We start from the raw sequence: 23,620 nt of genomic DNA, 5'->3' as shown, positions 1-23,620 counted from the left end.
CTGGAGATTCGCCTGTGAAGAAAGCTCGTATAACGTTACTCACGGCCTTAAGCGGCCTGCTCTTACTCGGTGCCAGTGCACACAGCCAGGCGGAAAGTGTGATTCGCATTGGTCTGGGTGCCGACCCGGACATGCTCGATCCGCATCTGGCGCGCACCTATTACGGACGTTTCGTGTTTGCGGCTATGTGCGACCGCTTGGTGGATGTGGATGAGAACCTGAAAGTGGTGCCCGGCCTGGCAACCGATTGGGCGTGGAGTGATGACGGCAAAACCCTGACTATGAACCTGCGCGAGGGCGTGACCTTCCAGGATGGCGAGAAGTTTGATGCCAACGCGGTGAAGTTTAATATTGAGCGTGCGTTGACGCTGCCGGGTTCGCTGCGTAAAAGCGAAATCTCTTCCATCGACAGCGTGGAAGTCAGCGGGCCGATGCAGGTGAAATTCCACCTGAAAACACCGGATGCGGCGCTGCTCAGCCAGCTCACCGACCGCGCTGGCGCGATGCTGGCACCGGAAGCCGCTAAAAAACCGGACTTCGCGACCCATCCAGTCTGCTCCGGCCCGTATCAGTTTGCCAGCCGCGTGCAGCAGGACCGTATCGTGCTGACGCGCTTTGAAAACTACTGGAACAAAAGCGCATACCACTTCGATAAAGTGATTTTCCTGCCGATCCCGGATGCCTCAGTGCGTCTCGCCAACCTGCGCGCAGGCGATCTCGACCTGACAGAAGGCGTGGCGGCCAGCGATGTGAAAACGGTTGAAGGCGACAGCAAGCTGGCGCTGGCCAAAGTCACCGGCCTCGGCTATCAGGGCATCACTTTCAATATCAATAACGGCAAGGTAGACGCCAACAGTCCGCTGAAAGATCCGCGTGTGCGTGAGGCCTTCTCGCTGGCGATCGATCGCGATGCGCTGAATCAGGTGGCGTTTGAAGGCTTATATACCCCATCCAACCAAGCCTTCTCGCCGGTCAGTGCCTATCACGTCAACACTCCAATCAGTACACGCGATGTGGAGAAAGCCAAAGAGTTGCTGAAGGCGGCGGGCGTGACTACACCGCTCAATCTGACGCTGCTGGTCACCAACAATCCAACCGCACAGCAGGTAGGCCAGGTGATTCAGGCGATGGTCGGCGAGGCGGGCATTAACCTCAACTTGCAGATGAGTGAGTTCGCCAGCTTGTTGGATCGTCAGCAGCGCGGCGATTACCAGCTCAGCTTATCCGGCTGGTCCGGCCGTCCCGATCCCGACGGCAGCATCTACTCGTTTATCAACAGCAAAGGCACGCTCAACGACGGCCGCTACAGCAATCCCCAGGTTGATGAGTGGCTGAACGCCGCACGTCTTACCAACGATCAGGCGCAGCGCCAGGCGTTGTACACCAAAGTGGTGAATCAGCTGCAAACCGATATGCCAATCGCCTATCTCTATTTCGAGCCGCGCATCTTCGGCATGACGAAAAAACTGCAGGGCTTTAAAGCCTGGCCTGATGGCTTAGTACGCCTCGCGGGTGTGAGCATGGCGCAGTAAACCGCTGAGGAGCGATGATGCTGGAACTGATAGTTAAACGCTTACTGCTGGCGATCCCCACGCTGCTGCTGGTGAGCATCATGGTGTTTGCGCTGCAAAAGCTGCTGCCGGGCGATCCGGTGCTGGCGATGGCGGGTGAGGAGCGCGATCCCGCGGTCATCGCGCAACTGCGGGCGGAATATCACCTGGATGATCCGATCCCCACGCAGTATTTCTCGTGGATCGGCAATGCGCTGAAGGGTGATCTGGGCATGTCACTGCGCACCAAAGAGCCGGTAACCTCGCTGATCGCCAGCAAACTGCCGGTGACGCTGGAGCTGTCGCTGCTGGCGATGGTGATTGCGCTGGGGATTGGCATCAGCATGGGCATTATCGCGGCGGTGTGTAAAGACACCTGGGTCGATCACACCACCAACTTTGTCGCGTTATCCGGCATATCGGTGCCGCATTTCTGGCTGGGGATTCTGCTGATCCTGCTGTTTTCCGTGCATCTGCAATGGCTGCCAGCCTCAGGCTTTGTCCCCATCAGTGAAGATGTGGCGCAGAACCTGAAAACGCTGCTGCTGCCCGCTTTAGTGCTGGGGACTGGCCTCGCCGCCACGCTGATGCGCCATACGCGGGCGTCAATGATCAGCGTGCTGAAGGCCGATTACATCCGCACCGCGCGCGCCAAAGGTCTGCTGGCCCCCAAAGTGGTGCTGAAACATGCCTTCCGTAACGCACTGATGCCGATCGTCACGCTCACCACCTTGCTGTTTGGTGAGCTGCTGGGCGGTGCGGTGTTAACCGAGCAGGTTTTCACCCTACCCGGTTTCGGCAAGATGATTGTCGATGCGGTGTTTAACCGTGATTACGCGGTGGTACAAGGTGTGGTGCTGGTGGTGGCGATCGGCTTTCTGCTGCTGAATCTGCTGGCCGATGTGCTCTATCTGTTAATCAACCCGAAAATGCGAGGCTAACCATGAGCGAGGTGTTAACAGCAGGCGCAGTGCCTGCGGTCACAAAGCCTAACCGCCGGGTGCTGAAGAAATTTCTGCGTAATAAGAGTGCGCTGATCGGCGCAGTGATCGTGCTGCTGTTTGTAGCCGTGGCGTTGCTGGCCCCTTGGCTGGCACCGGCCGATCCGATCAAGGCAAACTTCCTTGCCGTGCGCAAAGCGCCCTCCGCGCTGTTCTGGTTGGGGACCGATGAGCTGGGCCGCGATATTCTGTCGCGTCTGATTTGGGGGGCGCGCACCTCTCTGCTGGCGGGCTGTATTTCAGTGATGATCGCCATTTTGATTGGCGTGCCGCTGGGCTTAATTGCCGGTTACTGGCGGGGGTGGTGCGATGGCATCATCTCGCGCTTTATCGAAGCGCTGCTCGCCTGCCCGTTTCTGATTCTGGCGATTGCGTTGGGCGCTTTCCTCGGACCAAGCTTATCCAATGCAATGATCGCCATTGGCCTTTCCGCCATGCCCATCTTTGCTCGTCTGACGCGCGGCCAGGTGATTGCTATCCGCCATGAAGAGTATATCGACGGCGCGCGCGCCATCGGTTTGCCGGACCGCTGGATCATCCTGCGTTATGTGCTGCCCAACGTGCTGTCGCCGATTCTGGTACAGGCCACGCTGGCGATTGCCTCGGCGATCATCACGGAAGCCAGCTTGTCATTTCTCGGCCTTGGCCAGCAGCCGCCGTCACCTTCCTGGGGCGCGATGCTGAACACCGCAAAAGGCTATCTGGAGCAGGCACCCTGGATGTCGATTTTCCCTGGATTGGCCATTTTTCTCACTGTGCAGGGCTTCAATCTGCTGGGTGACGGACTGCGCGACGCACTTGATCCGCGCAATGACTCACATTAAGGAACCGTTATGAGTGATTTGGATTTCAACGTTAGCTATGCCTCGCACCGCGCCCCAATGATGGGCCGCAATGCAGTCGCCACCTCACAGCCGCTGGCGGCACAGGCGGGGATGCGCATGTTGCAACAGGGCGGTAATGCGGTAGACGCGGCGATTGCTACGGCGATGGCGCTCACCGTACTGGAACCGACCGGCAACGGTATCGGCAGTGATGCGTTTGCCATTATCTGGGATGGGAAAACGCTGCATGGCTTAAATGCCTCCGGCCGTTCCCCCGCCAGCTGGAATGCAGAACGCTTTGCCGGACAGAGCACCATGCCGGAAATCGGTTGGGAAGCTGTCACCGTGCCGGGCGCGGTTTCTGCCTGGGTCACGCTGGCCGAGCGCTTTGCCACGCTGCCGCTGACCACACTGGCACAACCGGCGATCGAATACGCCCGCGACGGCTTCCCGGTTTCGCCGCTGATCGCCCATCTGTGGCAGCGCGGCTACAACAAACTGAAGTCTCAGCCGGGTTTTGTTGAGTGTTTTGCGCCAGATGGCCGACCGCCGCGTGCTGGTGAGCTTTTCCGTAACCCGGCGCAGGCCGCCACACTGCAGAAAATCGCCGAAACCAGGGGGGAAGCCTTCTATCGGGGCGATCTGGCGGAGAAAATGGTGGCATTTGCCGGGCAGCACGGCGCGGCACTGAGCATGGCCGATCTCAACAACCATCGCGCCGATTGGGTTGAGCTGTTGTCACGCCCGTTTGCCGATGGCTCGGTGCAGGAGCTGCCGCCTAATGGTCAGGGCATCGCAACCTTGATTGCGCTCGGCATTCTGGAGCAGTGGGACATCGGCAGCTACACGCCGGATTCCGTGCCGTGGCTGCACTTGTCGATTGAAGCGATGAAGCTGGCGCTGGTCGATCTGGATCGTTACGTCACCGATTACGACCATCTGGAATTCCCGGCAGAGTTGCTGCTGAGTGACAGCTACCTCAAGCAGCGCGCTCAGCTCATCAATCCCGATCAGGCCGGTGATTTTACCTTCGGCTCCCCGCAGCAGAGCGGCACCGTGTATCTCTCGACTGCCGATGCCAGCGGCATGATGGTCTCCTTTATTCAGTCCAACTATATGGGCTTTGGTTCAGGCGTGGTTGTGCCGGGCACCGGCATCAGCTTGCAGAATCGCGGCTGCGGCTTCTCGCTCGATCCGCACCATCCGAACGTAGTGGCCGGTAGCAAACGTCCGTTCCACACTATTATTCCGGCGTTTGCGCTGGATGCGGCGGGACAGCCATTGATGTCGTTTGGCGTGATGGGCGGCCCGATGCAGGCGCAGGGGCACTTACAGCTGGCGTTGCGCATCATGCAGCACAAGCAAAACCCGCAGGCAGCGATTGATGCGCCGCGCTGGCGTGTTGAGCAAGGCCGTGCGGTAGTAGTGGAGCCGGGTATTGACCGTAATGTGCTGGCGAAACTGCGCGAGATGGGTCACCAGATTTCGGTGGAGGATCCATTACAGAGCTACAACTTCGGCGGTGCGCAGGCGATTGTGCGTGACCCGCAGGGCTTCTACATAGCCGCCACTGAAAGCCGGAAGGATGGACAGGCGCTGGTGTTTTAAATCACAATCTGGCGGCATCAGTGCGGACAGCCAGATGCCGCCAGGTGATTTCAGCCTTCGGGTTCGGTTTTTGCCTGCGTTCGTTGGTGTCGATGGAGCACAACCTTTAGGGCCGACTACCCGCACATTTCTTTCATGACCTTAATCCGGCGCGCCAGAGTGCGCCTTTTCCCACAGTTTGCCGCGCCTCAACCCGTTGTACACGCCAGGCCATTGCACTATCCTTTAGGACCATTCCCACCGAATCGAAATTAGCCATAACAGGAGTTCAACATGGCGTCAGGATTATCCCGCATCTGGATGCGTACCGGCATGCTTATGATCAGCGCACTGGTTGTGCTGCAACTTACCGCCTGTGGCGATAAAGAAGGCGATCAGCGTAAAGCTTTCACCGATTTCCTGCAGAACACCGCGATGCGTAGCGGCGAACATCTGCCAAGCCTGAGCGAAAACCAGAAGCAAACCTTCGGTAACTACGCCAGCGACTACGCCATTTTGTATGGCTTCTCACAGCAGGCCAATCAGGCGGTTGAGCAAGGCATGCGCCCTGTGGTTGATGAACTGGCTGCGATTCGTGTGCCACAAGATTATCTGACCCGTCGCGATAGTCTGCGTCAGGCGAGCGGCAACCTCAGTGTGCTGTCACAGCAGATTCAGAGCGCCAAAATGCAGGCCGACAGCAGCAAAGCCACGCTGAAGCAGCCTGACGATCTGAAGAAAGTGTATGACAGCGTCTACGCCAAAGTGGTGACGCAGCCAGCGGGTACACTGATTCCGTTACTGCCTCAGCTTCAGGCGTTGAGCCAGGCGGCGGTGCAAACCGGTGATTATCTGCAGTCGCAGGGCACGCGTGTGACCTTCAATGACGGTGGCGTTCAGTTCCCAACGCAGGATCAGGCCACGCAGTACAACACCCTGATGAGCAACCTTTCCAGCAATGCTCAAGCCCTGACTCAGGCACAGAATGCTGTGCAGGGTGGTTTATAACCTCGCTTTGAATGCGTTCAGGGGCGACTAACAGGTCGCCCTTTTCCTGACATACTTTTCATTGCATCTTTCAGATTTTTCGTCACTTCCTTACACCTTACTTATCAGCATCGCTATTGTGTGATCTGACGCATTTTCAACCAAAAATAGTTTGTGATCTCAATCACACTTATGAAACAAACCTGAGAGCTGCAAAGGTGACTTAAGTCACATTTATCCCGTTGTTTTGCTTAAAATTTCGCCTTCGTACTTTTCTTACACTCTATTTATGTGATCTTCATCACCTTATAGCACCCTGACCACCCCAATTTTGAGTGATCTGCATCACACTTATCCCGGATGCTACGCAGCGTAATAAACTAGTGCTAGAGTCCGCGTGCATACAGTGATGCCACGGCCCGCGCCGGAACGGCTCAATAAAAGTCTTAACAAAAACAACCGCGCTCTTATTGCAGCGCGTCTCAATAAGGGGTGGGTTTATGTCCTCATCAGCGAAGGTCAAGGTCCAGAGCTTTGGTCGCTTTCTGAGTAACATGGTGATGCCAAACATCGGTGCGTTTATCGCCTGGGGTATCATCACAGCACTGTTCATCCCAACCGGATGGATTCCAAACGCAACGCTGGCGAAACTCGTCGGCCCAATGATCACTTACCTGCTGCCATTGTTGATCGGTTTCACCGGTGGACGTCTGGTGGGCGGCGATCGCGGTGGCGTGGTCGGTGCCATTACCACCATGGGTGTGATTGTCGGTGCAGATATGCCGATGTTCCTCGGCGCGATGATTGCCGGTCCACTGGGCGGCTGGGCGATCAAAACCTTTGACCGTATGGTTGATGGTAAAATCAAAAGCGGCTTTGAGATGCTGGTTAACAACTTCTCAGCCGGTATCATCGGTATGCTGTTGGCGCTGCTGGCGTTCATCGGCATCGGTCCATTGGTTGAAGGTCTGTCACACATCCTTGCGGCGGGCGTAAACCTGATGGTGCAGAACAACCTGCTGCCACTGACTTCTATCTTTGTTGAACCGGCGAAAATCCTGTTCCTCAACAACGCCATCAACCACGGTATCTTCTCGCCACTGGGTATCCAGCAGGCTAGCGAAGCCGGTAAATCCATCTTCTTCCTGATTGAAGCGAACCCAGGCCCAGGTATGGGTGTACTGGTTGCCTACATGATTTTTGGTCGCGGTAGCGCTAAGCAGTCTGCAGGCGGTGCGGCAATCATCCACTTCCTCGGTGGTATCCACGAAATTTACTTCCCGTACGTGCTGATGGCGCCACGTCTGCTGCTGGCAGTGATCCTCGGTGGTATGACAGGCGTGTTTACCCTGACCGTACTGAACGGCGGTCTGGTGTCTCCAGCGTCTCCGGGTTCTATTCTCGCAGTACTGGCGATGACGCCAAAAGGCGCATACTTCGCCAACATCGCGGCCATCATCGCGGCGTTTGCCGTCTCCTTCGTGGTCTCTTCTATCCTGCTGAAAACCAGCAAAGTAAAAGAAGATGACGACATCGAAGCTGCGACTCAGCGTATGCGTGATATGAAAGCGCAGTCGAAAGGTCAGGCCGTTGCCGGTTCTCCGGTTATCGCCGATGCCAACAGTGTTGATGTGAGCCACGTGCGTAAAATCATCGTGGCCTGTGATGCCGGTATGGGTTCCAGCGCCATGGGTGCAGGTGTGCTGCGTAAGAAAGTGCAGGATGCCGGCCTGAGCAATATCTCGGTCACCAACAGTGCGATTAACTCACTGCCGGGCGATGTGGATCTGGTGATTACTCACCGCGATCTGACCGAGCGTGCGATGCGCCAGGCACCGCAGGCGCAGCATATTTCGCTGAACAACTTCCTCGATAGCGCGCTGTACAGCAATCTGACTGAACGTCTGATCGCCGCTAACCGCAGTGAAGCACATCGTGAAACCGTGCAGACCACGCTGGCAGACAGCTACGACGATGGCAGTGCTAACTTGTTTAAATTGGGCGCGGACAACGTGTTCCTGGGCTTGAGCGCCAGCAACAAAGAGCAGGCGATTCGCTTTGCTGGTGAGCAGTTGGTGAAAGGCGGTTATGTCCAGCCAGAGTACGTTGAAGCGATGCTGGAACGTGAAAAGCTGACCCCGACCTATCTCGGTGAGTCTATCGCTGTGCCGCACGGCACCGTGGAAGCCAAAGATCGCGTGCTGAAAACTGGCGTGGTGTTCTGCCAGTACCCTGCGGGCGTATTGTTTGGCGAAGAAGCCGATGACGTGGCGCGCCTGGTGATTGGTATTGCGGCTCGCAATAACGAACACATTCAGGTGATTACCAGCCTGACCAACGCGCTGGATGATGACAGCGTGATTGAGAAGCTGGCGAACACCACCAGCGTGCAGGATGTGCTGGATCTGCTGTCAGGTAACACCGCGAAAGCGTAATACCACGTTTTAACTTCCCTGGGGCGGGCAAGCCCGTCCCACATTTCCGGGGCGGATTTGCCCGCCCTTTCGTCATTTGATATGGGTCAAATTTATGAAAGCGTTACATTTTGGAGCAGGTAACATCGGTCGCGGTTTTATCGGTAAGTTGCTGGCTGATGCCGGTATCGAACTGGTCTTCGCGGATGTGAATCAAGTGGTTCTGGATGCCCTTAACGCCCGTCATGAGTATCCGGTTCATGTAGTTGGCGAGCAGGCAAAGGTCGAAATCGTTACCGGCGTTAGCGCAGTGAACAGCACCAGCGACGACATCGTCACGCTGATTGCTGAGGTTGATATCGTTACCACGGCGGTTGGTCCGCAAATTCTGGAGCGCATCGCAGGCGGTGTGGCGAAAGGTCTGGCCAAACGCAGCGACAACGGTAATGTCCGTCCGCTGAATATCATCGCCTGTGAAAACATGGTGCGCGGCACCAGTCAGTTGAAGCAGCACGTTCTGAAAGCGCTGCCAGAACAGTATCACGCGTGGGTTGAAGAGCACGTTGGCTTCGTCGACTCCGCCGTTGACCGCATCGTGCCGCCATCTGAGGCCGGCAGCAACGATCCGCTGGAAGTGACAGTCGAAACCTTCAGCGAATGGATTGTCGATAAAACGCAGTTCAAAGGTGAATTGCCAAACATTCCTGGCATGGAGCTGACTGATAACCTGATGGCATTTGTCGAGCGTAAACTCTTCACGCTGAATACCGGCCATGCCATCACCGCGTATCTTGGCCAGTTAGCTGGCCACGCCACCATCCGCGATGCGATTCTGGATGAGAAAGTGCGTGCCGTGGTGCAGGGTGCGATGCAGGAGAGCGGCGAGGTGCTGATCAAGCGCTATGGCTTTGATGCCGACAAGCACGCCGCTTACATCCAGAAAATCCTCACTCGTTTTGAAAATCCGTACCTGAAAGATGATGTTGAACGTGTTGGCCGCCAGCCGCTGCGTAAACTCAGCGCGGGCGATCGTCTGATCAAACCCACGCTCGGCACCCTTGAGTACCACCTGCCACACGCCAACCTGGTGCAGGGTATTGCTGCCGCGATGCACTACCGCAGCGAAGCCGATCCGCAGGCGCAGGAACTGACTGCCCTGTTGGCTGAAAAAGGCCCGCAGGCAACGCTGGCCGAGATCTCTGGACTGGAAGCCAATAGCGAAGTGGTCACCTCAGTGGTGAGTGCTTACAACGCTATGGCATAATGCGCGCCTTTTAATAGCTCACTCGGGCGCGGTGCCAACCGTGCCCGTCGGCGGTAGCGGAACGATGCAGGCAATAATGGAAGAGAAGCAAGCTTTTGAAAACCGGGTGCTTGAGCGCCTGAACGCCGGTCGATCGGTGAGAAGCTTCCTGATCGCCGCCGTTGAGCTATTGGCTGAAGCGGTCAACCTGCTTGTGTTGCAGGTTTTCCGTAAAGACGATTATGCCGTAAAGTACGCGGTTGAACCGCTGCTGCTCGGTGACGGTCCGCTGGGCGAGCTATCGGTGCGTTTGAAACTGATTTACGGTTTGGGCGTGATTAATCGCCATGAATATGAAGATTGTGAGCTGCTGCTGGCGCTGCGTGAAGAACTCAATCACGACACCAGCGACTACCGCTTTACTGACGATGAGATTTTGGGGCCATTTGGTGAACTGCACTGCGTTGTAGCGTGGCCGCCACAACCTGACTTCACCCGGGATGACGAAGCATTACGCAGTATGCAGCAGCAGCGCTATCTGCAAATGGTGCGATCCACCATGGTGCTGTCGCTCACAGAGCTGATATCGCGCATCTCCCACAAGCAAGCCTTCAAGAAGCCGGCCGTTTAGGGGCACTGTCGCGGTCGAATCCGCCCCGCTGCAAAATCGCCCCGTTTTGATGTATCCTTTGCCTGTTTTCCTTAACGAGTTTCCCCTGATGAAAGAACAAGAAAAAGCCGAGATCAAACTGCTCAGTGATCAACTGGACGCATTGAATCGAAAAGAACCCCAGCTGCTGGAATCTGGCGATGCCGAAAAACTCGGCGAGCTGCTGCGTGAAAAAGAGAAGCTGGTGCAGGAAATTGAACGTCTGCGCAGTGTTCGCGATGAGAAACTGAGTAAAGAAGCGCAACAGCTGCAGAAGCTGGGTTTCAGCCGTGAGATCACCAGGAAAGAACAAGCCAACATGGGCGCATTTAAGAAGAGCGTGCGCGGCCTGGTGGTGGTGCATCCAATGACCGCGCTGGGACGTGAGATGGGGCTGAAGGTGATGACCGGCTACGCGAAGCAGCCGTTCTGATACCCGATTACGCGGCGTGTGATACGTCGCGTTCCACGCTCTGTTCCTGCACTGCTTCAACCCCTGCCACGGGTTCAACCCCTGCTGCCAGCAATACCTGGGTGTTCAACGCATCCAACAGTGCATAGCGACGACGATACTCCGCACGTTTCTTACTGGCGATCTCTTCCAGTGCTTTCCTTTCCATCTGCAGCGGCAACGTAAACAGGTCGTCGGCACGGGCTTCACCGCCCAGTGACAGCCAGAACTCGCTGTAGCTGGCAAAGAACTTATCACCTTTACTGTGGCGATAACGCATGCTGCGGAACACATGCGTGGTATCTCCTACTGCGCAAATCGCTTGCACGCCACATTGTTGCGCCAGAATAAATACCGCTTCCATTAACAGACGTTTCGGAAATACGCCATGTGCGGCTTTGGTTGCATCGCGAATAACATCATTTGAGATGTGTTTGCGCGGCCCCTGCAATCCACCAATCAATAATGTGCGCTTGCCCTTTTCCTGAATAATGGAAAAAGAGAGCGAGGCAATATTCATGGTTTGATAATGCAGTGTCAGGGTTATTTCACCTTCACGGTCAAAATGTCCCGGGCAACAATTAATAGCAAACACCTCATCATTTTTTCCGTTAAAAGTGGCAATCACATTTAACACCGGACTCAGCAGTAACTGGCGCAGTTTGGCATTATCGAGTTGATCCATCAGCGTGTAATGGTCAAGCAGTGCCTGCGCACGTTGTGCCACGCTAAAGCCTGCGCGCAGGTAAGGGCGATGCGGTTTAGCCGGCAGCAAACCCTGCATTTTCAGCAGTTGCGGCAGAAACGGCAGTTTCGCTAATGCGTTAAGGTAATTAAATGTTGTAACAGGAAAGATTAAAGACCTTAAAGCAAATTTAAAGCGGAACATACTGCTATTCCATAACTTATCAGGTCTGACTTTTCCGCTAATTAACGGCAAAAACAGGGATGCCGACGAATCTTTATTCGCCACAGGGGTAGTGATAGTAGACATAGTTATTTTACTTTCGTGTGATCAACTGCGGCTACTGTATGCCCCAAATTATCAACGGCAGGTTAATAACGAACGTAACGGTATTGTCAGCAGAGGTAATCTCGAAGTGGTTTAAGAAGTGTTTAGCTTTCGTAAAGAAAAAAACCGGTGAAGCAGCTTCACCGGTTCTGTGCGTTGGCTATCGCCTGAACTTACTTAGCAGCAGCGAAACGCGCAGCCGCTTCATCCCAGTTCACCACGTTCCAGAACGCTTTGATGTAGTCAGGACGTTTGTTCTGATACTTCAGGTAGTAAGCGTGTTCCCACACATCCAGACCAATGATTGGCTCACCGGATGCGCCAGAGATGGCTTCACCCATCAGCGGGCTATCCTGGTTAGCGGTTGAAACCACAGCCAGTTTATCGCCTTTTTTCACCAGCCACGCCCAGCCTGAACCGAAACGGGTGGTAGCGGCTTTCTCGAACTCAGCCTGGAAAGCTTCAACGCTGCCGAAATCTTTTTCGATAGCGGCTTTCAGTTCGCCTTGCAGGCTGGTGCCCAGTTTCAGGCCTTTCCAGAAGAAGCTGTGGTTAGCGTGGCCGCCTGCGTTGTTACGCAGTGGACCTTTTTTATCTGCTGGCAGCTGATCCAGTTTAGCGATCAATTCTTCAACCGGCAGGTTAGCGAATTCGGTACCTTCCAGCGCTGCATTCGCGTTGTTAACGTAAGCCTGGTGGTGTTTAGAGTGATGGATTTCCATCGTCTGCTTGTCGAAGTGTGGTTCCAGTGCGTCGTACGCGTAAGGCAGGGATGGCAGTGAATAACTCATGTTCTTCCTCTCCATTTAGTGTTTTGCAGCATCACCTTAGCAGGGTGCCGCGTAAGCAGTCGGATCATTATAGTTAAAATCATGATCGGTAAAAGGGTTATCAATGCCTTAGTAATGATAAGGATTTGATGAATCTGGGAAAAGCACCGCACGCAGAGTCACATCTCATGCACGCGATGCCGCAGGATTACATCTTGTGGGTGCTGGCACGCAGTTTGAGCTGTGCCGGCAGTTCGTTGATGGCAGGAGGCTCATCGCCTTTCAATGCGGAAAGTAAGCGCTTGCCCGCCATGCGCCCCATCTCTTCATAAGGCAGGACAACGCTGGTGAGCGGCGGTGAGCAGACTGCTGCCAATGGGCCGCCACCGATGCTGGCAATCGCCAGCTGGCTGGGAATGGAGATGCCTGCGGCGTGGCAAGCCATGATGGCACCGCACGCCACTTCATCGCTGGTACAAATCAGCACATCCAGTTCCGGCCAGGTCAGCCGGATCTCCGCCAGCAGGCTATGTCCAGCGGCAAAGGTCGGCATTTTCGGCGAGGTCACCACGCGGTGCGGCGCCTGATTTGATGCCAGCATGCCGCTATGCCAGCCATTCAGCAGTTGGCGGAAAATCGTGGTATTGGTTTGCGTACACAACAAGCCGAGATGGCGATAGCCACGTTCCACCAAACTCTGCACCAGCTGGCGAATCGCTTTAGCGTAATCGACACCAATGCTAATACCCGCAGATTCCTGATGCACCCCGCCGATATCCATCACCGGCAGGCCGGAATTACTCAGCAAACGATGAGCTTCAGCGGCATTGTCGAAGTTGAAATGCACCATCGCCGCCGGATTATACGAGAGCAGCATCTCGATCAACTCGCTCTCTTCCGCCGCCGAGTGGTTGGCTTCCGCCAGCATCATGTTGTAGCCCTGCGGACGCAGGATCTCTTGCAGCGCTTCCGACACAATCGCGCTGCCCGGCGTGGCGAACGAAGGCACCACCATGGTGACTAGCTTCGACGATGCCGACGCCAGATTACGCGCCTGGATATTGGGCACGTAAGCCAGTTCGGCGACGGCCGCATCAATTTTGGCGCGGATTTCAGGCGAGACCTTTTCCGGCATGCGTAACGCACGTGATGCCGTCATGGTGCTCACGCCGACCAAACGGGCAACATCGGCCAGTGTGCTTTTGCCGGTACCGCGCCGTTTTTTCTCTGCCATGCCTTCTCCTAACTGACTCGCTACAAATGCCCGCACGCAGCTTAAAACCAAATGCGTCAACGTGCCACGTTAATCACCACAGATTCGGGCACGCCTCACCTGCTGAGGATTTTCAGATTCTCGGAGCATGTCAGGTGCTTGCAACGATGACAAACGGGCTGCACAAAAATGTTAGCGATAACACAGTTTTTAACAACACTCGTGTTAGCGCTAACTTTTGCGACAAACATCACAGAAAAACGCTGAGAAAATCACCTAAAGTGCACTCCATCGACGAATAACCAGGAATTACTGATGCTCACTCAATGGCTGACACCGCAACATATCCGCATCGTAGATCAGGTCAGCAACTGGCAGGAGGCGGTGCGTTTATCCGCTGAGCCGCTGCTGGCTGAAGGCGCGATTACCCCAGCCTATCTTGATGCCATCTTCACTTCGCATGCCGAACTGGGGCCTTATTACGTACTGGCACCCGGCCTGGCGATGCCGCATGCCCGTCCGGAACAGGGCGCGCGTAAGAATGGCTTGTCGTTGCTGCATGTGAAGAACGGTGTGAGCTTTGCAGCGGATGAAAACGATCCGGTGCATGTGGTGATTATGCTGTGCGCCGTTTCCGGCGACGATCATATCCAGATGATCACAGCGTTAGCCGAAGTATTCAGTGACGAATCTCGCCTGCAGCAGTTGCTGACGGCGGCAACCCTACCAGCGATTGAAGCTGTTATTACAAATTAACCACCAGAGAATCCTATTATGAAAAAAGTCCTGATTGTGTGCGGTAATGGTTTAGGCAGCAGCTTTATTGTGGAAATGAACGTGAAGAAAATTGTGGCGGAATTAGGGAAAGAGGCCGAAGTGGGCCATACCGATTTAACCACGGCAAAATCTGAACAGGCCGACCTCATTATCAGCGCCAAAGATATTGCCGATCAGTTATCCGGGCATAGTGCGCAGGTATTTGGCCTGACGAATTTATTAGATAACGCCAAAATTAAAGAAATCCTGGCGGAAAATCTGTAATAGCCCGATTTTACTCACATGGAGTAATTATGCTGCAATTTATCATCAAGGATGTTCTCGGAACACCCGCAATACTTGTCGGCCTTTTTTCCCTGATTGGTTTATTACTGCAAAAGAAACCGGTGTCGGATGTGATTTCCGGCACGCTGAAAACCATCATGGGCTTTGTGATTCTTATCGCCGGGGCCAACCTGATTGCGGCGACACTGACCATTTTCAGCCAGCTGTTTGAGCACTCATTCAATATTCAGGGTGTGGTGCCGAATACCGATGCGATGGCCGCGCTGGCGCAGAAGAGTTACGGTACTGAAACCGCGATGATCATGGTGTTCGGTATGCTGGTGAACATCCTGCTGGCGCGTATCACCCCGCTGAAGTACATCTTCCTGACCGGTCATCACACGCTGTATATGTCGGCGATGCTGGCGGTGATTCTTTCCGTCGGCGGCGTACATGGCTTCTGGCTGGTGCTAATCGGTTCACTGATTCTCGGTACCATGATGGTGGTGTGCCCGGCGATTCTGCAGCCGTTCACACGTAAAATCACCAATTCGGATGATCTGGCGCTCGGCCACTTCGGCTCAACCGGTTATCTGCTGTCTGCGCTGGTCGGTAAAGCAGTGGGCAAAGGCAGTCCATCCACCGAAGAGTTGAAGGTGCCGAAAACCCTCAACTTCCTGCGTGATTCCTCGGTCGCGATTTCGCTGACCATGATGATTCTGTTTATCGCGCTGGTGTTGGTGGCGGGTAAAGAGTTCACCGAAAGCCAGGTGAGCGGCGGTCAGAACTTCATCGTGTTCGCGATTATTCAGTCCATCACCTTTGCGGCGGGCGTTTATATCATCCTCGCCGGTGTGCGTATGGTGATTGCCGAGATCGTGCCGGCCTTTAAAGGCATCGCAGATAAGTTAGTACCGAACGCCAAACCGGCGCTGGACTGCCCAACCGTGTTCCCGTTCGCGCCGAATGCCGTGATCATCGGCTTCCTGTGCAGTTTCTCCGCCGGTCTGATCAGCATGTTCCTGTGCCCATTGTTTGGTCTGAGCGTGATTGTTCCTGGTCTGGTGCCCCACTTCTTCTGCGGTGCCACCGCGGGTGTATACGGCAACATCACGGGTGGACGTCGTGGCGCGGTAGTCGGCTCCTTTGTACAAGGGCTGCTGATCTCCTTCCTGCCGGCGATTCTGCTGCCGCTGATGGGCGACCTGGGCTTTGCTTCGACCACCTTCGGCGACGCGGACTTCGGTATTGTCGGCATCGTACTCGGCCACATTATTTCGTTCTTCCATTGATGTCATAACACAGCGCCTGCGGGCGCTGTTTATGTAATGAGGAAAAAACAATGAACGCTCAATTTTCACCGTCATTAATGTGTATGGATCTCACCCGCTTTCGTGAACAGATCGAAGCGATGAATAGTACTGCGGCTTTTTATCATGTCGATATTATGGATGGCAGCTACGTTAAAAATATTACGTTATCGCCGTTCTTTATTGAGAACCTGCGTAAAATTACCGATGTGCCAATTGATGTGCATTTAATGGTCAATCACCCGGAAGATATTATTCCGATGTGCATTGAAGCGGGGGCGGATATTATTAGCTTCCATCCCGAAACCGCGAATAACAAAATATTCCGCCTGCTGACTCAGATTAAGGATGCGGGCCGTCGCTGCGGCGTGGTATTAAACCCGGCGACACCTGCCGAGAGCATTCGTGAGTATGCACATCTGCTGGATAAGGTTACGGTGATGTCGGTGGATCCTGGCTTTGCGGGGCAGAAATTTATTCCGGAGACGCTGAACAAGATTCGCCAGCTGATTGCCATGCGCGAAGAGCACGGTTATCACTATCTGACCGAGATTGATGGTTCCTGCAATGCGCGCACCTTTAAGCAGATTGCGGCTTCTGGTGTGGATGTGTTTATCGTTGGCACGTCAGGTTTGTTCAATCTGGATGACGATGTGGCGCAGGCGTGGCAGAAGATGGAAAGTATTTTTGCCGAGGAAACGGCAGCCGCGTAATCCTTTCCAGGTGCGCATCCACGTGCACATTGAGTGAAACGTGCAGATTCTCAGCCGGGTCGCCAGGAATGGCGACCCGCTTCATCTTCCTGATACTGCTTTGGGGCAACCTTAGCCTTTTACCGACCCAGCTCGGTCAGTGACTTATCCAGCGCACCCACCAGCCAATCAATATCCGATTCCTGGAACGCCAATGGTGGACGCAGCTTCAGCACGTTGCCGTACGGACCGGCCACCGACGTCAGCACATGGTGATCGCGCAGCTTCTCGGTGAGATCCAGCGCAAGCGCTTTATCCGGCGTTTTGCTGGTGCGGTCCTGCACCAGTTCGAAGCCGATAAACAGCCCCGCTCCGCGCACATCGCCAATGCTTTCATGGCGATCCATTAACTTCTGCAACTCGGCGAGCAGTTTGGCACCCACCACGCGACTGTGCTCTTGCAAGCCCTCTTCTTTAATCACCGTCAGGACCGCCTGCGCCGCCGCCATAGCAACCGGGTTACCGCCAAAGGTGTTGAAGTAAGGGATATCGTCACTAAACGCCGCCAGCACATCACTCTTCGCCAGCAGGCCGGAAACCGGAATGCCGTTACCCATCGGCTTACCCGTGGTCACCACATCCGGCACCACGCCGTGACGGGCAAAGCCCCAGAACGCATCGCCAGTACGACCAAAGCCAGGCTGCACTTCATCCGCAATGAAGATACCGCCATTAGCGTGCACCACATCCACCGCTTTCTGCAGGAAGCCGCGTGGATTCGGTAACACACCATCGGAAGAGAAGATCGAATCCGCGAGGAAGCCAGCAAATTTAATGCCGTGTGCTTTCATGTCATCGATCTGTTTCTGAATTTCGTTGGCAAACCATTCGCCGAGATCCGGTGCGTTGACGCGGTAAGCATCGGGTGGCGAAACCAAACGCGTGGTGGCCGCCAGTGGCTGACCGCTGCCCAGTGCCGGGGAGACGCCAGACGTGAGATCGCTGGTGCCGTGATAGGCCTCCTGCGACACGATAATGCCCGTGCCGCCGCTGAAAGCACGCGCCACGCGGATCGCCAAATCGTTAGCTTCCGACCCGGTGCACATATACATGGCACGGTCGATGGCGTCTGGCGTGGTTGCCAGCAGCTCTTCGGTGTAATCGAGAATGCGTTCGTGCAGATAACGGGTGTGGGTGTTCAGCATCTTCATCTGCTGATTCACCGCTTCGATCACCGCCGGATGGCAGTGGCCAATACTGGCCACATTGTTGTACACATCGAGATATTTGTTACCTGCAGCATCCCACAGATACTGCCCTTCACCGCGTACCAGATGCACCGGCTTACGATAAAACAGGCGATACGACTCGCCCAACACTTTGCTGCGCTTGTCCGTCAGCTGGCGGGTTGCTGCATCCAGACCGTCGGCGTGCTCAGCACGAAAACTGTTGGTGTCCATGATGGTGGAACGTGTAGCCATGGTAACTCCCGTTGCGAAGGTGAAAGGGGTGCATGATGTGTGACCGTTGTCACCATCATGCCTGCTTTAACGAGAAATGCAACCAAATACACAAATACAACCAAATACACATGACGCCGTAATGACACTCAGGTAAGCTTAGGCCCAGATTATTACGCTACAGGGAAAAGTCATGCTGCAGGAAACCCGCTTACACCGCATTCGAGCCCTGCTGACCACGCAGCATCAGGTCAGCACCGAGCGCATTATCAATGAGCTGGGTATTTCACGGGAAACGGCACGGCGAGACATTATTGAGCTGGAAGCGCAGGGTTTAGCACGACGGGTGCACGGCGGTTTAGTCGCGGTAGATAGCCAGCCGGAAGCACCGCTGCAAGTGCGCCGTAGTGCTCAAGCCAAAGAGAAACGTGCGATTGCCGTGGCGGCCGCACAGCACTTGCAGCCGGGCCAGACGCTGTTTCTGGATGCCGGCACCACCACCACCATGCTGGCGGAGCAGCTGCGCAGCATGGCCGGCTTAACCATTATCACTAACAGTTTGCAGGCTGCACTGGCGCTAAGCGCCGCCGAAGAACATGAAACGCTGAATAATCAGGTGATTTTGCTCGGTGGGATGATGATGGCAGGTGCACAGCAGACGCGCGGCGAAATCACGGTCAGCGAGATTTACCGCTATCGCGCCGACGTTGCCCTGCTGTCACCGGTTGGCATTGATGCTAAAAACGGCGCCAGCAGTTTCCATCCACACGAAGCGGCGATTGCCCGTGCCATGGTGCAGCAGGCTGCGCGCACCTTCTTACTGGCAGATCACAGCAAGCTGGGGGTGATCAGCCGCACGGTGTACGCGCCGATTGGAGAAGTGGATTTGCTTATTTGCGACAGCGGCCCCGCCAAAGCAGGCGCATTAGCTGCGCTCCAGCAGGCGCTGCCACAGGTACAGGTGGTTTAAACCAGGCGCTGCGGATGGCTGTACACCGTGGCGCGTCCCGGCTTACTAAACCCTATCAGCGTTAAATGACAACGCTCGGCGACCTCAACGGCGAGCTGGGTCGCAGCGGATACCGCAAATAAAATCTCCACCCCGCACATCGCGGACTTTTGCACCATCTCATAGCTGGCGCGACTGGAGACCAGCACCGCGCCCTGCTGCCACGGCTGCTGGCTACGATGCCCCAGCAGTTTATCCAGCGCCACATGGCGACCCACGTCTTCGCAGCCACCGAGCAATTCCCCCTGCGGCGACATCCATGCCGCCGCGTGCGTGCATCCGGTGAGATTGCCGATGGGTTGGTAATTGCGCAGTTGCGCCAGCCCGCTATCGAGGTTTGCCAGATCGAAGGTTTGGGTAAACGGCAACGGTTGCAGCGGTTTACCAATCTGGTCGAGTTGTTCCACGCCGCACACGCCACAGCCGGTTCTGCCCGCCATGGCACGGCGCTGCTCTTTTAGCGCCATAAAGCGTCGGCTGGAGAGTTCGATCTGCACTTCAATACCGTTGCAGCCGGGCACCACATCCATGCCGAAAATCTCATCAGGCTTCTCAATAATGCCTTCTGAGAGTGAGAAACCGAGCGCAAACGCCTCAAGATCGTTGGGCGTGGCCATCATCACCACATGGGAAATGCCGTTATACACCAGCGCGATCGGCACCTCTTGTGCCAGCCAGTCGGTTTCAGACGTGCTGATATCACGCCGCTGACGTACCGGCGCCTGCACTGCGCCTGAGATCTCAATCACACTCTGATGACTTTCCTGTGCTTTGACTTTCACTTTGCTCGCCTCGGACAACAACCCTATTAAAGCAGTGGTATTATTCTACTGCTATTCTCACACTGTTAGTTGGGTCATTGTGAATCTCGGCCCAACGCTTCACAAAAAATTTTGCCCGTCATGCGGATGGTGGCAAGGCAGCAAGCCCCTTCAAACCGGGAGCTTACACCCGTAAGCGACAGAAACGAATGGGTGAAGGTCATGTAGCGACCATTTGAACGACGCAGGCAAATTGTAGCAATGTCGACTCAAGGATTATTCATGAACGTCAGCCGAAGAAAATTCTTCAAAATCTGTGCTGGCGGTATGGCAGGAACATCGGCAGCACTCCTCGGCTTCACGCCAGAGGTGGCGCTGGCGGAAACGCGACAGTATAAGCTGCTGCGTGCCCGCGAAACCCGTAACACCTGCACCTACTGCTCAGTGGGCTGTGGCTTATTAATGTATAGCCTCGGTGACGGCGCGAAAAACGCCAAAGAGACCATTTTCCACATTGAAGGCGATCCGGATCATCCGGTGAGCCGTGGCGCATTGTGTCCGAAAGGCGCTGGCCTGCTGGATTTTGTCCACAGTGAAAGCCGCCTGCACTACCCCGAATACCGCGCGCCAGGCTCCGATAAATGGCAGCGTATCAGTTGGGATGACGCCTTTGATCGTATCGCTAAACTGCTGAAAGCGGATCGCGACGCCAACTTTATCGCGCAAAACGCCGCAGGCGTTACCGTGAACCGCTGGCTCTCATCAGGCATGCTGTGTGCATCCGCATCCAGCAATGAAACTGGCTATTTAACCCAAAAATTTACCCGATCGCTCGGCATGTTAGCGGTCGACAACCAGGCACGCGTTTGACACGGACCAACGGTAGCAAGTCTTGCTCCAACATTTGGTCGCGGTGCGATGACCAACCACTGGGTCGACATCCGTAATGCCAATCTGATCGTTGTGATGGGTGGCAACGCCGCTGAAGCGCATCCTGTGGGATTCCGCTGGGCGATGGAAGCCAAGATTCACAACAAAGCCAAATTGATTGTTATCGATCCTCGCTTCACGCGTACGGCATCGGTGGCAGACTTTTACACGCCGATCCGTTCCGGCACCGACATTGCTTTCCTGTCGGGCGTGCTGCTGTGGCTGCTGCAAAATGACAAAATCCAGCATGAATATGTGCAGGCGTACACCAACGCCAGCCTGATAGTGCGCGAAGACTATCATTTTGATGACGGCCTGTTCAGCGGCTACGACGAAGCCAATCGCAAGTATGACAAAACCAGCTGGAACTATGAGCTGGGCGATGACGGCTTTGCCAAACGTGATGACAGCCTGCAACATCCACGCTGTGTGTGGAATCTCCTCAAGCAACACGTCAGCCGCTACACGCCAGAAATGGTGTCACGCATCTGTGGCACGCCGAAAGAGGACTTCCTGCACGTCTGCGAGCTGATCGGTGAGACCAGCGCGCGCGATCGCACCACCTCATTCCTCTATGCGCTGGGCTGGACGCAACACTCGGTCGGTGCGCAAAATATCCGCACCATGGCGATGATCCAGCTGTTGCTCGGCAACATGGGCATGGCGGGCGGCGGGGTTAACGCCCTGCGCGGTCACTCCAACATTCAGGGGCTCACCGATCTCGGCCTGCTGTCGCAAAGTTTGCCAGGTTATATGACATTGCCGTCGGAGAAACAAACCGATCTGCAAACCTACCTCGCGGCCAACACGCCGAAACCGACGCTACCCGGCCAGGTGAACTACTGGGGTAACTACCCGAAATTCTTTGTCAGCATGATGAAGGCCTTCTTTGGCGACAAAGCGCAAGCAGAGAACAGCTGGGGATTCGACTGGTTACCGAAATGGGACAAAGGCTACGACGTTTTGCAGTACTTCGAGATGATGTCGCAGGGCAAAGTGAATGGCTATCTTTGCCAGGGCTTTAACCCGGTGGCCTCATTCCCGAACAAACGCAAAGTGATCGATTCACTGTCGAAGCTGAAGTTCCTGGTGACCATCGACCCGCTCAACACCGAAACCTCGACCTTCTGGCAAAACCACGGTGAGTTTAACGATGTCGATCCGGCGAAGATTCAGACCGAAGTGTTCCGCCTGCCCTCCACCTGCTTCGCGGAAGAGAATGGCTCCATCGTCAACTCCGGACGCTGGCTGCAGTGGCACTTCAAAGGTCAGGATGCGCCGGGCGAAGCGCTGAACGATGGCGAAATTCTCTCCGGCATTTACAGCCGTCTGCGCAAAATGTACGCCAGTGAGGGCGGTGCCTTGCCCGAACAGGTGCTGAACATGACGTGGAACTACCAGACGCCTGATAACCCTGCTTCGGAAGAAGTGGCGATGGAGAGCAACGGCAAAGCGCTGGCGGATGTGTTCGATGACAAAGGCACGTTGCTGGTGAAAAAAGGCCAGCAGCTCAGTAGCTTTGCGCAGTTGAAAGATGACGGCACCACCAGCAGCGGCTGCTGGATTTTTGCGGGCAGCTGGACGCCAGATGGCAACCAGATGGCGCGGCGTGATAACACCGATCCGAGTGGATTGGGCAATACGCTGAACTGGAGTTGGGCATGGCCGCTCAATCGTCGCATCCTCTACAACCGTGCATCGGCCGATCCACAGGGCAATCCGTGGGATCCGAAACGGCAAATCCTCAAATGGGATGGCAGCAAGTGGGGCGGCATGGATATTCCGGACTACAGCACCGCCGCACCGGGCAGCAACGTCGGGCCGTTTATCATGCAGCCAGAAGGCATGGGCCGCCTGTTCGCGCTCGATAAAATGGCCGAAGGTCCGTTCCCGGAACACTACGAGCCGTTTGAAACGCCACTCGGCACGAATCCACTGCATCCGAACGTCATTTCGAACCCGGCAGCACGCGTATTCAAAGACGATCTGGCGGCGATGGGTAAAGCCGAGCACTTCCCGTATGTCGGCACCACGTATCGTCTCACCGAGCATTTCCACTACTGGACCAAACACGCGTTGCTGAATGCCATCGCGCAGCCGGAGCAGTTTGTGGAGATTGGCGAGAAACTGGCCAACAAGCTGGGCATCGTGCAGGGCGATACGGTGAAAGTGAGCTCCAATCGCGGTTACATCAAAGCCAAAGCGGTGGTCACCAAACGCCTGCGTCCGCTCGATGTGGATGGCAAAACCGTCGATACCGTCGGCATTCCGATTCACTGGGGCTATCAGGGCATTGCGAAGAAAGGCTTTATCGCCAATACCCTGACGCCGTTTGTCGGTGATGCCAACACGCAAACGCCGGAGTTTAAGGCGTTCCTGGTTAACGTTGAGAAGGTGTAGGAGAACGTAGATGGCTTATCAATCGCAAGACATTATCCGCCGCTCCGCCACCAATGGTTTCACGCCTGCCCCGCAGGCGCGTAATCATCAGCAGGAGGTGGCGAAGCTGATCGACGTCACCACCTGCATCGGTTGCAAAGCCTGCCAGGTGGCGTGTTCAGAGTGGAACGACATCCGCGATGAGGTTGGGCATAACGTTGGGGTGTATGACAACCCAGCGGATCTTACCGCCAAATCCTGGACGGTGATGCGCTTCTCAGAAGTGGAGGAGAATGGCAAGTTAGAGTGGCTTATCCGCAAGGATGGGTGCATGCAC

The 23,620-nt window shown here is 55.4% G+C and carries 20 protein-coding genes and 1 pseudogene; 16 read left to right on the top strand and 5 right to left on the bottom strand.

What is annotated here, in order from left to right:
- The first annotated feature begins 14 nt into the window (after positions 1-14).
- The 9 genes from H7A81_RS02820 to H7A81_RS02780 all read left to right on the top strand — a co-directional run bounded on the left by H7A81_RS02820 (position 15) and on the right by H7A81_RS02780 (position 10,688).
- Entirely contained in the window at positions 15-1,532 is a 1,518-nt protein-coding gene (locus H7A81_RS02820) for an ABC transporter substrate-binding protein (protein ID WP_182056666.1), read from the top strand.
- A gap of 17 nt (positions 1,533-1,549) precedes the next feature.
- Positions 1,550-2,491 (top strand): ABC transporter permease, encoded by a 942-nt coding sequence (locus H7A81_RS02815; RefSeq protein ID WP_182056665.1) that lies wholly within the window; start codon positions 1,550-1,552, stop codon positions 2,489-2,491.
- Positions 2,492-2,493: 2 nt separating this feature from the next.
- Positions 2,494-3,375, top strand: a complete 882-nt coding sequence (locus H7A81_RS02810; protein WP_058961112.1) for an ABC transporter permease — start codon at positions 2,494-2,496, stop codon at positions 3,373-3,375.
- 9 nt (positions 3,376-3,384) lie between these two features.
- A complete protein-coding gene (locus tag H7A81_RS02805; protein ID WP_182056664.1) occupies positions 3,385-4,983 on the top strand; it encodes a gamma-glutamyltransferase family protein in 1,599 nt (532 codons plus the stop codon).
- Between the two features lie 273 nt (positions 4,984-5,256).
- Entirely contained in the window at positions 5,257-5,970 is a 714-nt protein-coding gene (locus H7A81_RS02800) for a DUF3053 domain-containing protein (RefSeq protein WP_034827740.1), read from the top strand.
- Positions 5,971-6,449: 479 nt separating this feature from the next.
- A complete protein-coding gene (locus tag H7A81_RS02795) occupies positions 6,450-8,384 on the top strand; it encodes a PTS mannitol transporter subunit IICBA (RefSeq protein WP_034827738.1) in 1,935 nt (644 codons plus the stop codon).
- Positions 8,385-8,478: 94 nt separating this feature from the next.
- Positions 8,479-9,627, top strand: coding sequence for a mannitol-1-phosphate 5-dehydrogenase (mtlD, locus tag H7A81_RS02790; protein ID WP_160868666.1), 1,149 nt, complete (start codon positions 8,479-8,481; stop codon positions 9,625-9,627).
- A gap of 76 nt (positions 9,628-9,703) precedes the next feature.
- Positions 9,704-10,237 (top strand): MltR family transcriptional regulator, encoded by a 534-nt coding sequence (locus tag H7A81_RS02785; RefSeq protein ID WP_034827734.1) that lies wholly within the window; start codon positions 9,704-9,706, stop codon positions 10,235-10,237.
- 88 nt (positions 10,238-10,325) lie between these two features.
- Positions 10,326-10,688 (top strand): YibL family ribosome-associated protein, encoded by a 363-nt coding sequence (locus H7A81_RS02780; RefSeq protein ID WP_058961117.1) that lies wholly within the window; start codon positions 10,326-10,328, stop codon positions 10,686-10,688.
- Positions 10,689-10,695: 7 nt separating this feature from the next.
- On the opposite strand, the gene H7A81_RS02775 is transcribed toward H7A81_RS02780, so the two are convergent.
- The 3 genes from H7A81_RS02775 to H7A81_RS02765 all read right to left on the bottom strand — a co-directional run bounded on the left by H7A81_RS02775 (position 10,696) and on the right by H7A81_RS02765 (position 13,722).
- Positions 10,696-11,700, bottom strand: coding sequence for a VirK/YbjX family protein (locus tag H7A81_RS02775; protein ID WP_160868665.1), 1,005 nt, complete (start codon positions 11,698-11,700; stop codon positions 10,696-10,698).
- Between the two features lie 191 nt (positions 11,701-11,891).
- Complete coding sequence (gene sodA / locus H7A81_RS02770) at positions 11,892-12,509, bottom strand: superoxide dismutase [Mn] (RefSeq protein ID WP_034827730.1); 618 nt, start codon at positions 12,507-12,509, stop codon at positions 11,892-11,894.
- Positions 12,510-12,696: 187 nt separating this feature from the next.
- The gene (locus H7A81_RS02765; RefSeq protein WP_166933285.1) at positions 12,697-13,722 is read right to left on the bottom strand and encodes a LacI family DNA-binding transcriptional regulator; all 1,026 of its coding nucleotides are present in this window, start codon (positions 13,720-13,722) and stop codon (positions 12,697-12,699) included.
- A gap of 294 nt (positions 13,723-14,016) precedes the next feature.
- On the opposite strand from H7A81_RS02765, the gene H7A81_RS02760 reads away from it, so the two are divergent.
- From H7A81_RS02760 to alsE, 4 genes are read left to right on the top strand one after another with little or no spacing between them, the layout of a single operon-like run.
- On the top strand, positions 14,017-14,457 hold the full coding sequence (locus H7A81_RS02760; protein WP_182056663.1) for a PTS sugar transporter subunit IIA: 441 nt from the start codon (positions 14,017-14,019) through the stop codon (positions 14,455-14,457).
- An 18-nt stretch (positions 14,458-14,475) separates the two neighbouring features.
- Positions 14,476-14,742 (top strand): PTS sugar transporter subunit IIB, encoded by a 267-nt coding sequence (locus H7A81_RS02755; RefSeq protein ID WP_034827725.1) that lies wholly within the window; start codon positions 14,476-14,478, stop codon positions 14,740-14,742.
- A 29-nt stretch (positions 14,743-14,771) separates the two neighbouring features.
- Entirely contained in the window at positions 14,772-16,034 is a 1,263-nt protein-coding gene (locus H7A81_RS02750) for a PTS ascorbate transporter subunit IIC (protein ID WP_034827723.1), read from the top strand.
- Positions 16,035-16,084: 50 nt separating this feature from the next.
- Positions 16,085-16,765 (top strand): D-allulose 6-phosphate 3-epimerase, encoded by a 681-nt coding sequence (alsE, locus tag H7A81_RS02745; protein ID WP_182056662.1) that lies wholly within the window; start codon positions 16,085-16,087, stop codon positions 16,763-16,765.
- A gap of 119 nt (positions 16,766-16,884) precedes the next feature.
- Here the strand turns inward: alsE and H7A81_RS02740 are convergent, their stop codons facing one another.
- The gene (locus tag H7A81_RS02740; RefSeq protein WP_034827718.1) at positions 16,885-18,225 is read right to left on the bottom strand and encodes an aspartate aminotransferase family protein; all 1,341 of its coding nucleotides are present in this window, start codon (positions 18,223-18,225) and stop codon (positions 16,885-16,887) included.
- A gap of 172 nt (positions 18,226-18,397) precedes the next feature.
- On the opposite strand from H7A81_RS02740, the gene H7A81_RS02735 reads away from it, so the two are divergent.
- A complete protein-coding gene (locus tag H7A81_RS02735) occupies positions 18,398-19,174 on the top strand; it encodes a DeoR/GlpR family DNA-binding transcription regulator (RefSeq protein ID WP_058961122.1) in 777 nt (258 codons plus the stop codon).
- Here the strand turns inward: H7A81_RS02735 and fdhD are convergent.
- Positions 19,171-19,953 (bottom strand): formate dehydrogenase accessory sulfurtransferase FdhD, encoded by a 783-nt coding sequence (gene fdhD, locus H7A81_RS02730; RefSeq protein ID WP_255253273.1) that lies wholly within the window; start codon positions 19,951-19,953, stop codon positions 19,171-19,173. The genes H7A81_RS02735 and fdhD overlap by 4 nt on opposite strands.
- A 303-nt stretch (positions 19,954-20,256) precedes the next feature.
- Here fdhD and fdnG point away from each other — a divergent pair, with 303 nt between their 5' ends.
- Entirely contained in the window at positions 20,257-23,304 is a 3,048-nt protein-coding gene (fdnG, locus tag H7A81_RS02725) for a formate dehydrogenase-N subunit alpha (RefSeq protein WP_182056661.1), read from the top strand.
- A gap of 10 nt (positions 23,305-23,314) precedes the next feature.
- A pseudogene (locus tag H7A81_RS02720) lies at positions 23,315-23,620 on the top strand (formate dehydrogenase subunit beta); the annotation flags it as partial.

Source organism: Pantoea sp. ME81 (genome assembly GCF_903970985.1).
Taxonomy (GTDB): Bacteria; Pseudomonadota; Gammaproteobacteria; order Enterobacterales; family Enterobacteriaceae; genus Pantoea; species Pantoea communis.
This window is presented reverse-complemented; position numbering and strand designations above follow the sequence as displayed.

Excerpts from the sequence above, each read along its gene's own strand:
- H7A81_RS02755 (WP_034827725.1), top strand. The coding sequence starts at position 14,476 with ATGAAAAAAGTCCTGATTGTGTGCGGTAATGGTTTAGGCAGCAGCTTT.
- H7A81_RS02760 (WP_182056663.1), top strand. The coding sequence starts at position 14,017 with ATGCTCACTCAATGGCTGACACCGCAACATATCCGCATCGTAGATCAG.
- H7A81_RS02815 (WP_182056665.1), top strand. The coding sequence starts at position 1,550 with ATGCTGGAACTGATAGTTAAACGCTTACTGCTGGCGATCCCCACGCTG.
- H7A81_RS02740 (WP_034827718.1), bottom strand. The coding sequence starts at position 18,225 with ATGGCTACACGTTCCACCATCATGGACACCAACAGTTTTCGTGCTGAG.
- H7A81_RS02735 (WP_058961122.1), top strand. The coding sequence starts at position 18,398 with ATGCTGCAGGAAACCCGCTTACACCGCATTCGAGCCCTGCTGACCACG.
- H7A81_RS02780 (WP_058961117.1), top strand. The coding sequence starts at position 10,326 with ATGAAAGAACAAGAAAAAGCCGAGATCAAACTGCTCAGTGATCAACTG.
- H7A81_RS02800 (WP_034827740.1), top strand. The coding sequence starts at position 5,257 with ATGGCGTCAGGATTATCCCGCATCTGGATGCGTACCGGCATGCTTATG.
- H7A81_RS02775 (WP_160868665.1), bottom strand. The coding sequence starts at position 11,700 with ATGTCTACTATCACTACCCCTGTGGCGAATAAAGATTCGTCGGCATCC.
- H7A81_RS02795 (WP_034827738.1), top strand. The coding sequence starts at position 6,450 with ATGTCCTCATCAGCGAAGGTCAAGGTCCAGAGCTTTGGTCGCTTTCTG.
- H7A81_RS02750 (WP_034827723.1), top strand. The coding sequence starts at position 14,772 with ATGCTGCAATTTATCATCAAGGATGTTCTCGGAACACCCGCAATACTT.
- mtlD (WP_160868666.1), top strand. The coding sequence starts at position 8,479 with ATGAAAGCGTTACATTTTGGAGCAGGTAACATCGGTCGCGGTTTTATC.
- H7A81_RS02805 (WP_182056664.1), top strand. The coding sequence starts at position 3,385 with ATGAGTGATTTGGATTTCAACGTTAGCTATGCCTCGCACCGCGCCCCA.
- H7A81_RS02765 (WP_166933285.1), bottom strand. The coding sequence starts at position 13,722 with ATGGCAGAGAAAAAACGGCGCGGTACCGGCAAAAGCACACTGGCCGAT.
- H7A81_RS02810 (WP_058961112.1), top strand. The coding sequence starts at position 2,494 with ATGAGCGAGGTGTTAACAGCAGGCGCAGTGCCTGCGGTCACAAAGCCT.
- alsE (WP_182056662.1), top strand. The coding sequence starts at position 16,085 with ATGAACGCTCAATTTTCACCGTCATTAATGTGTATGGATCTCACCCGC.
- sodA (WP_034827730.1), bottom strand. The coding sequence starts at position 12,509 with ATGAGTTATTCACTGCCATCCCTGCCTTACGCGTACGACGCACTGGAA.
- H7A81_RS02785 (WP_034827734.1), top strand. The coding sequence starts at position 9,704 with ATGGAAGAGAAGCAAGCTTTTGAAAACCGGGTGCTTGAGCGCCTGAAC.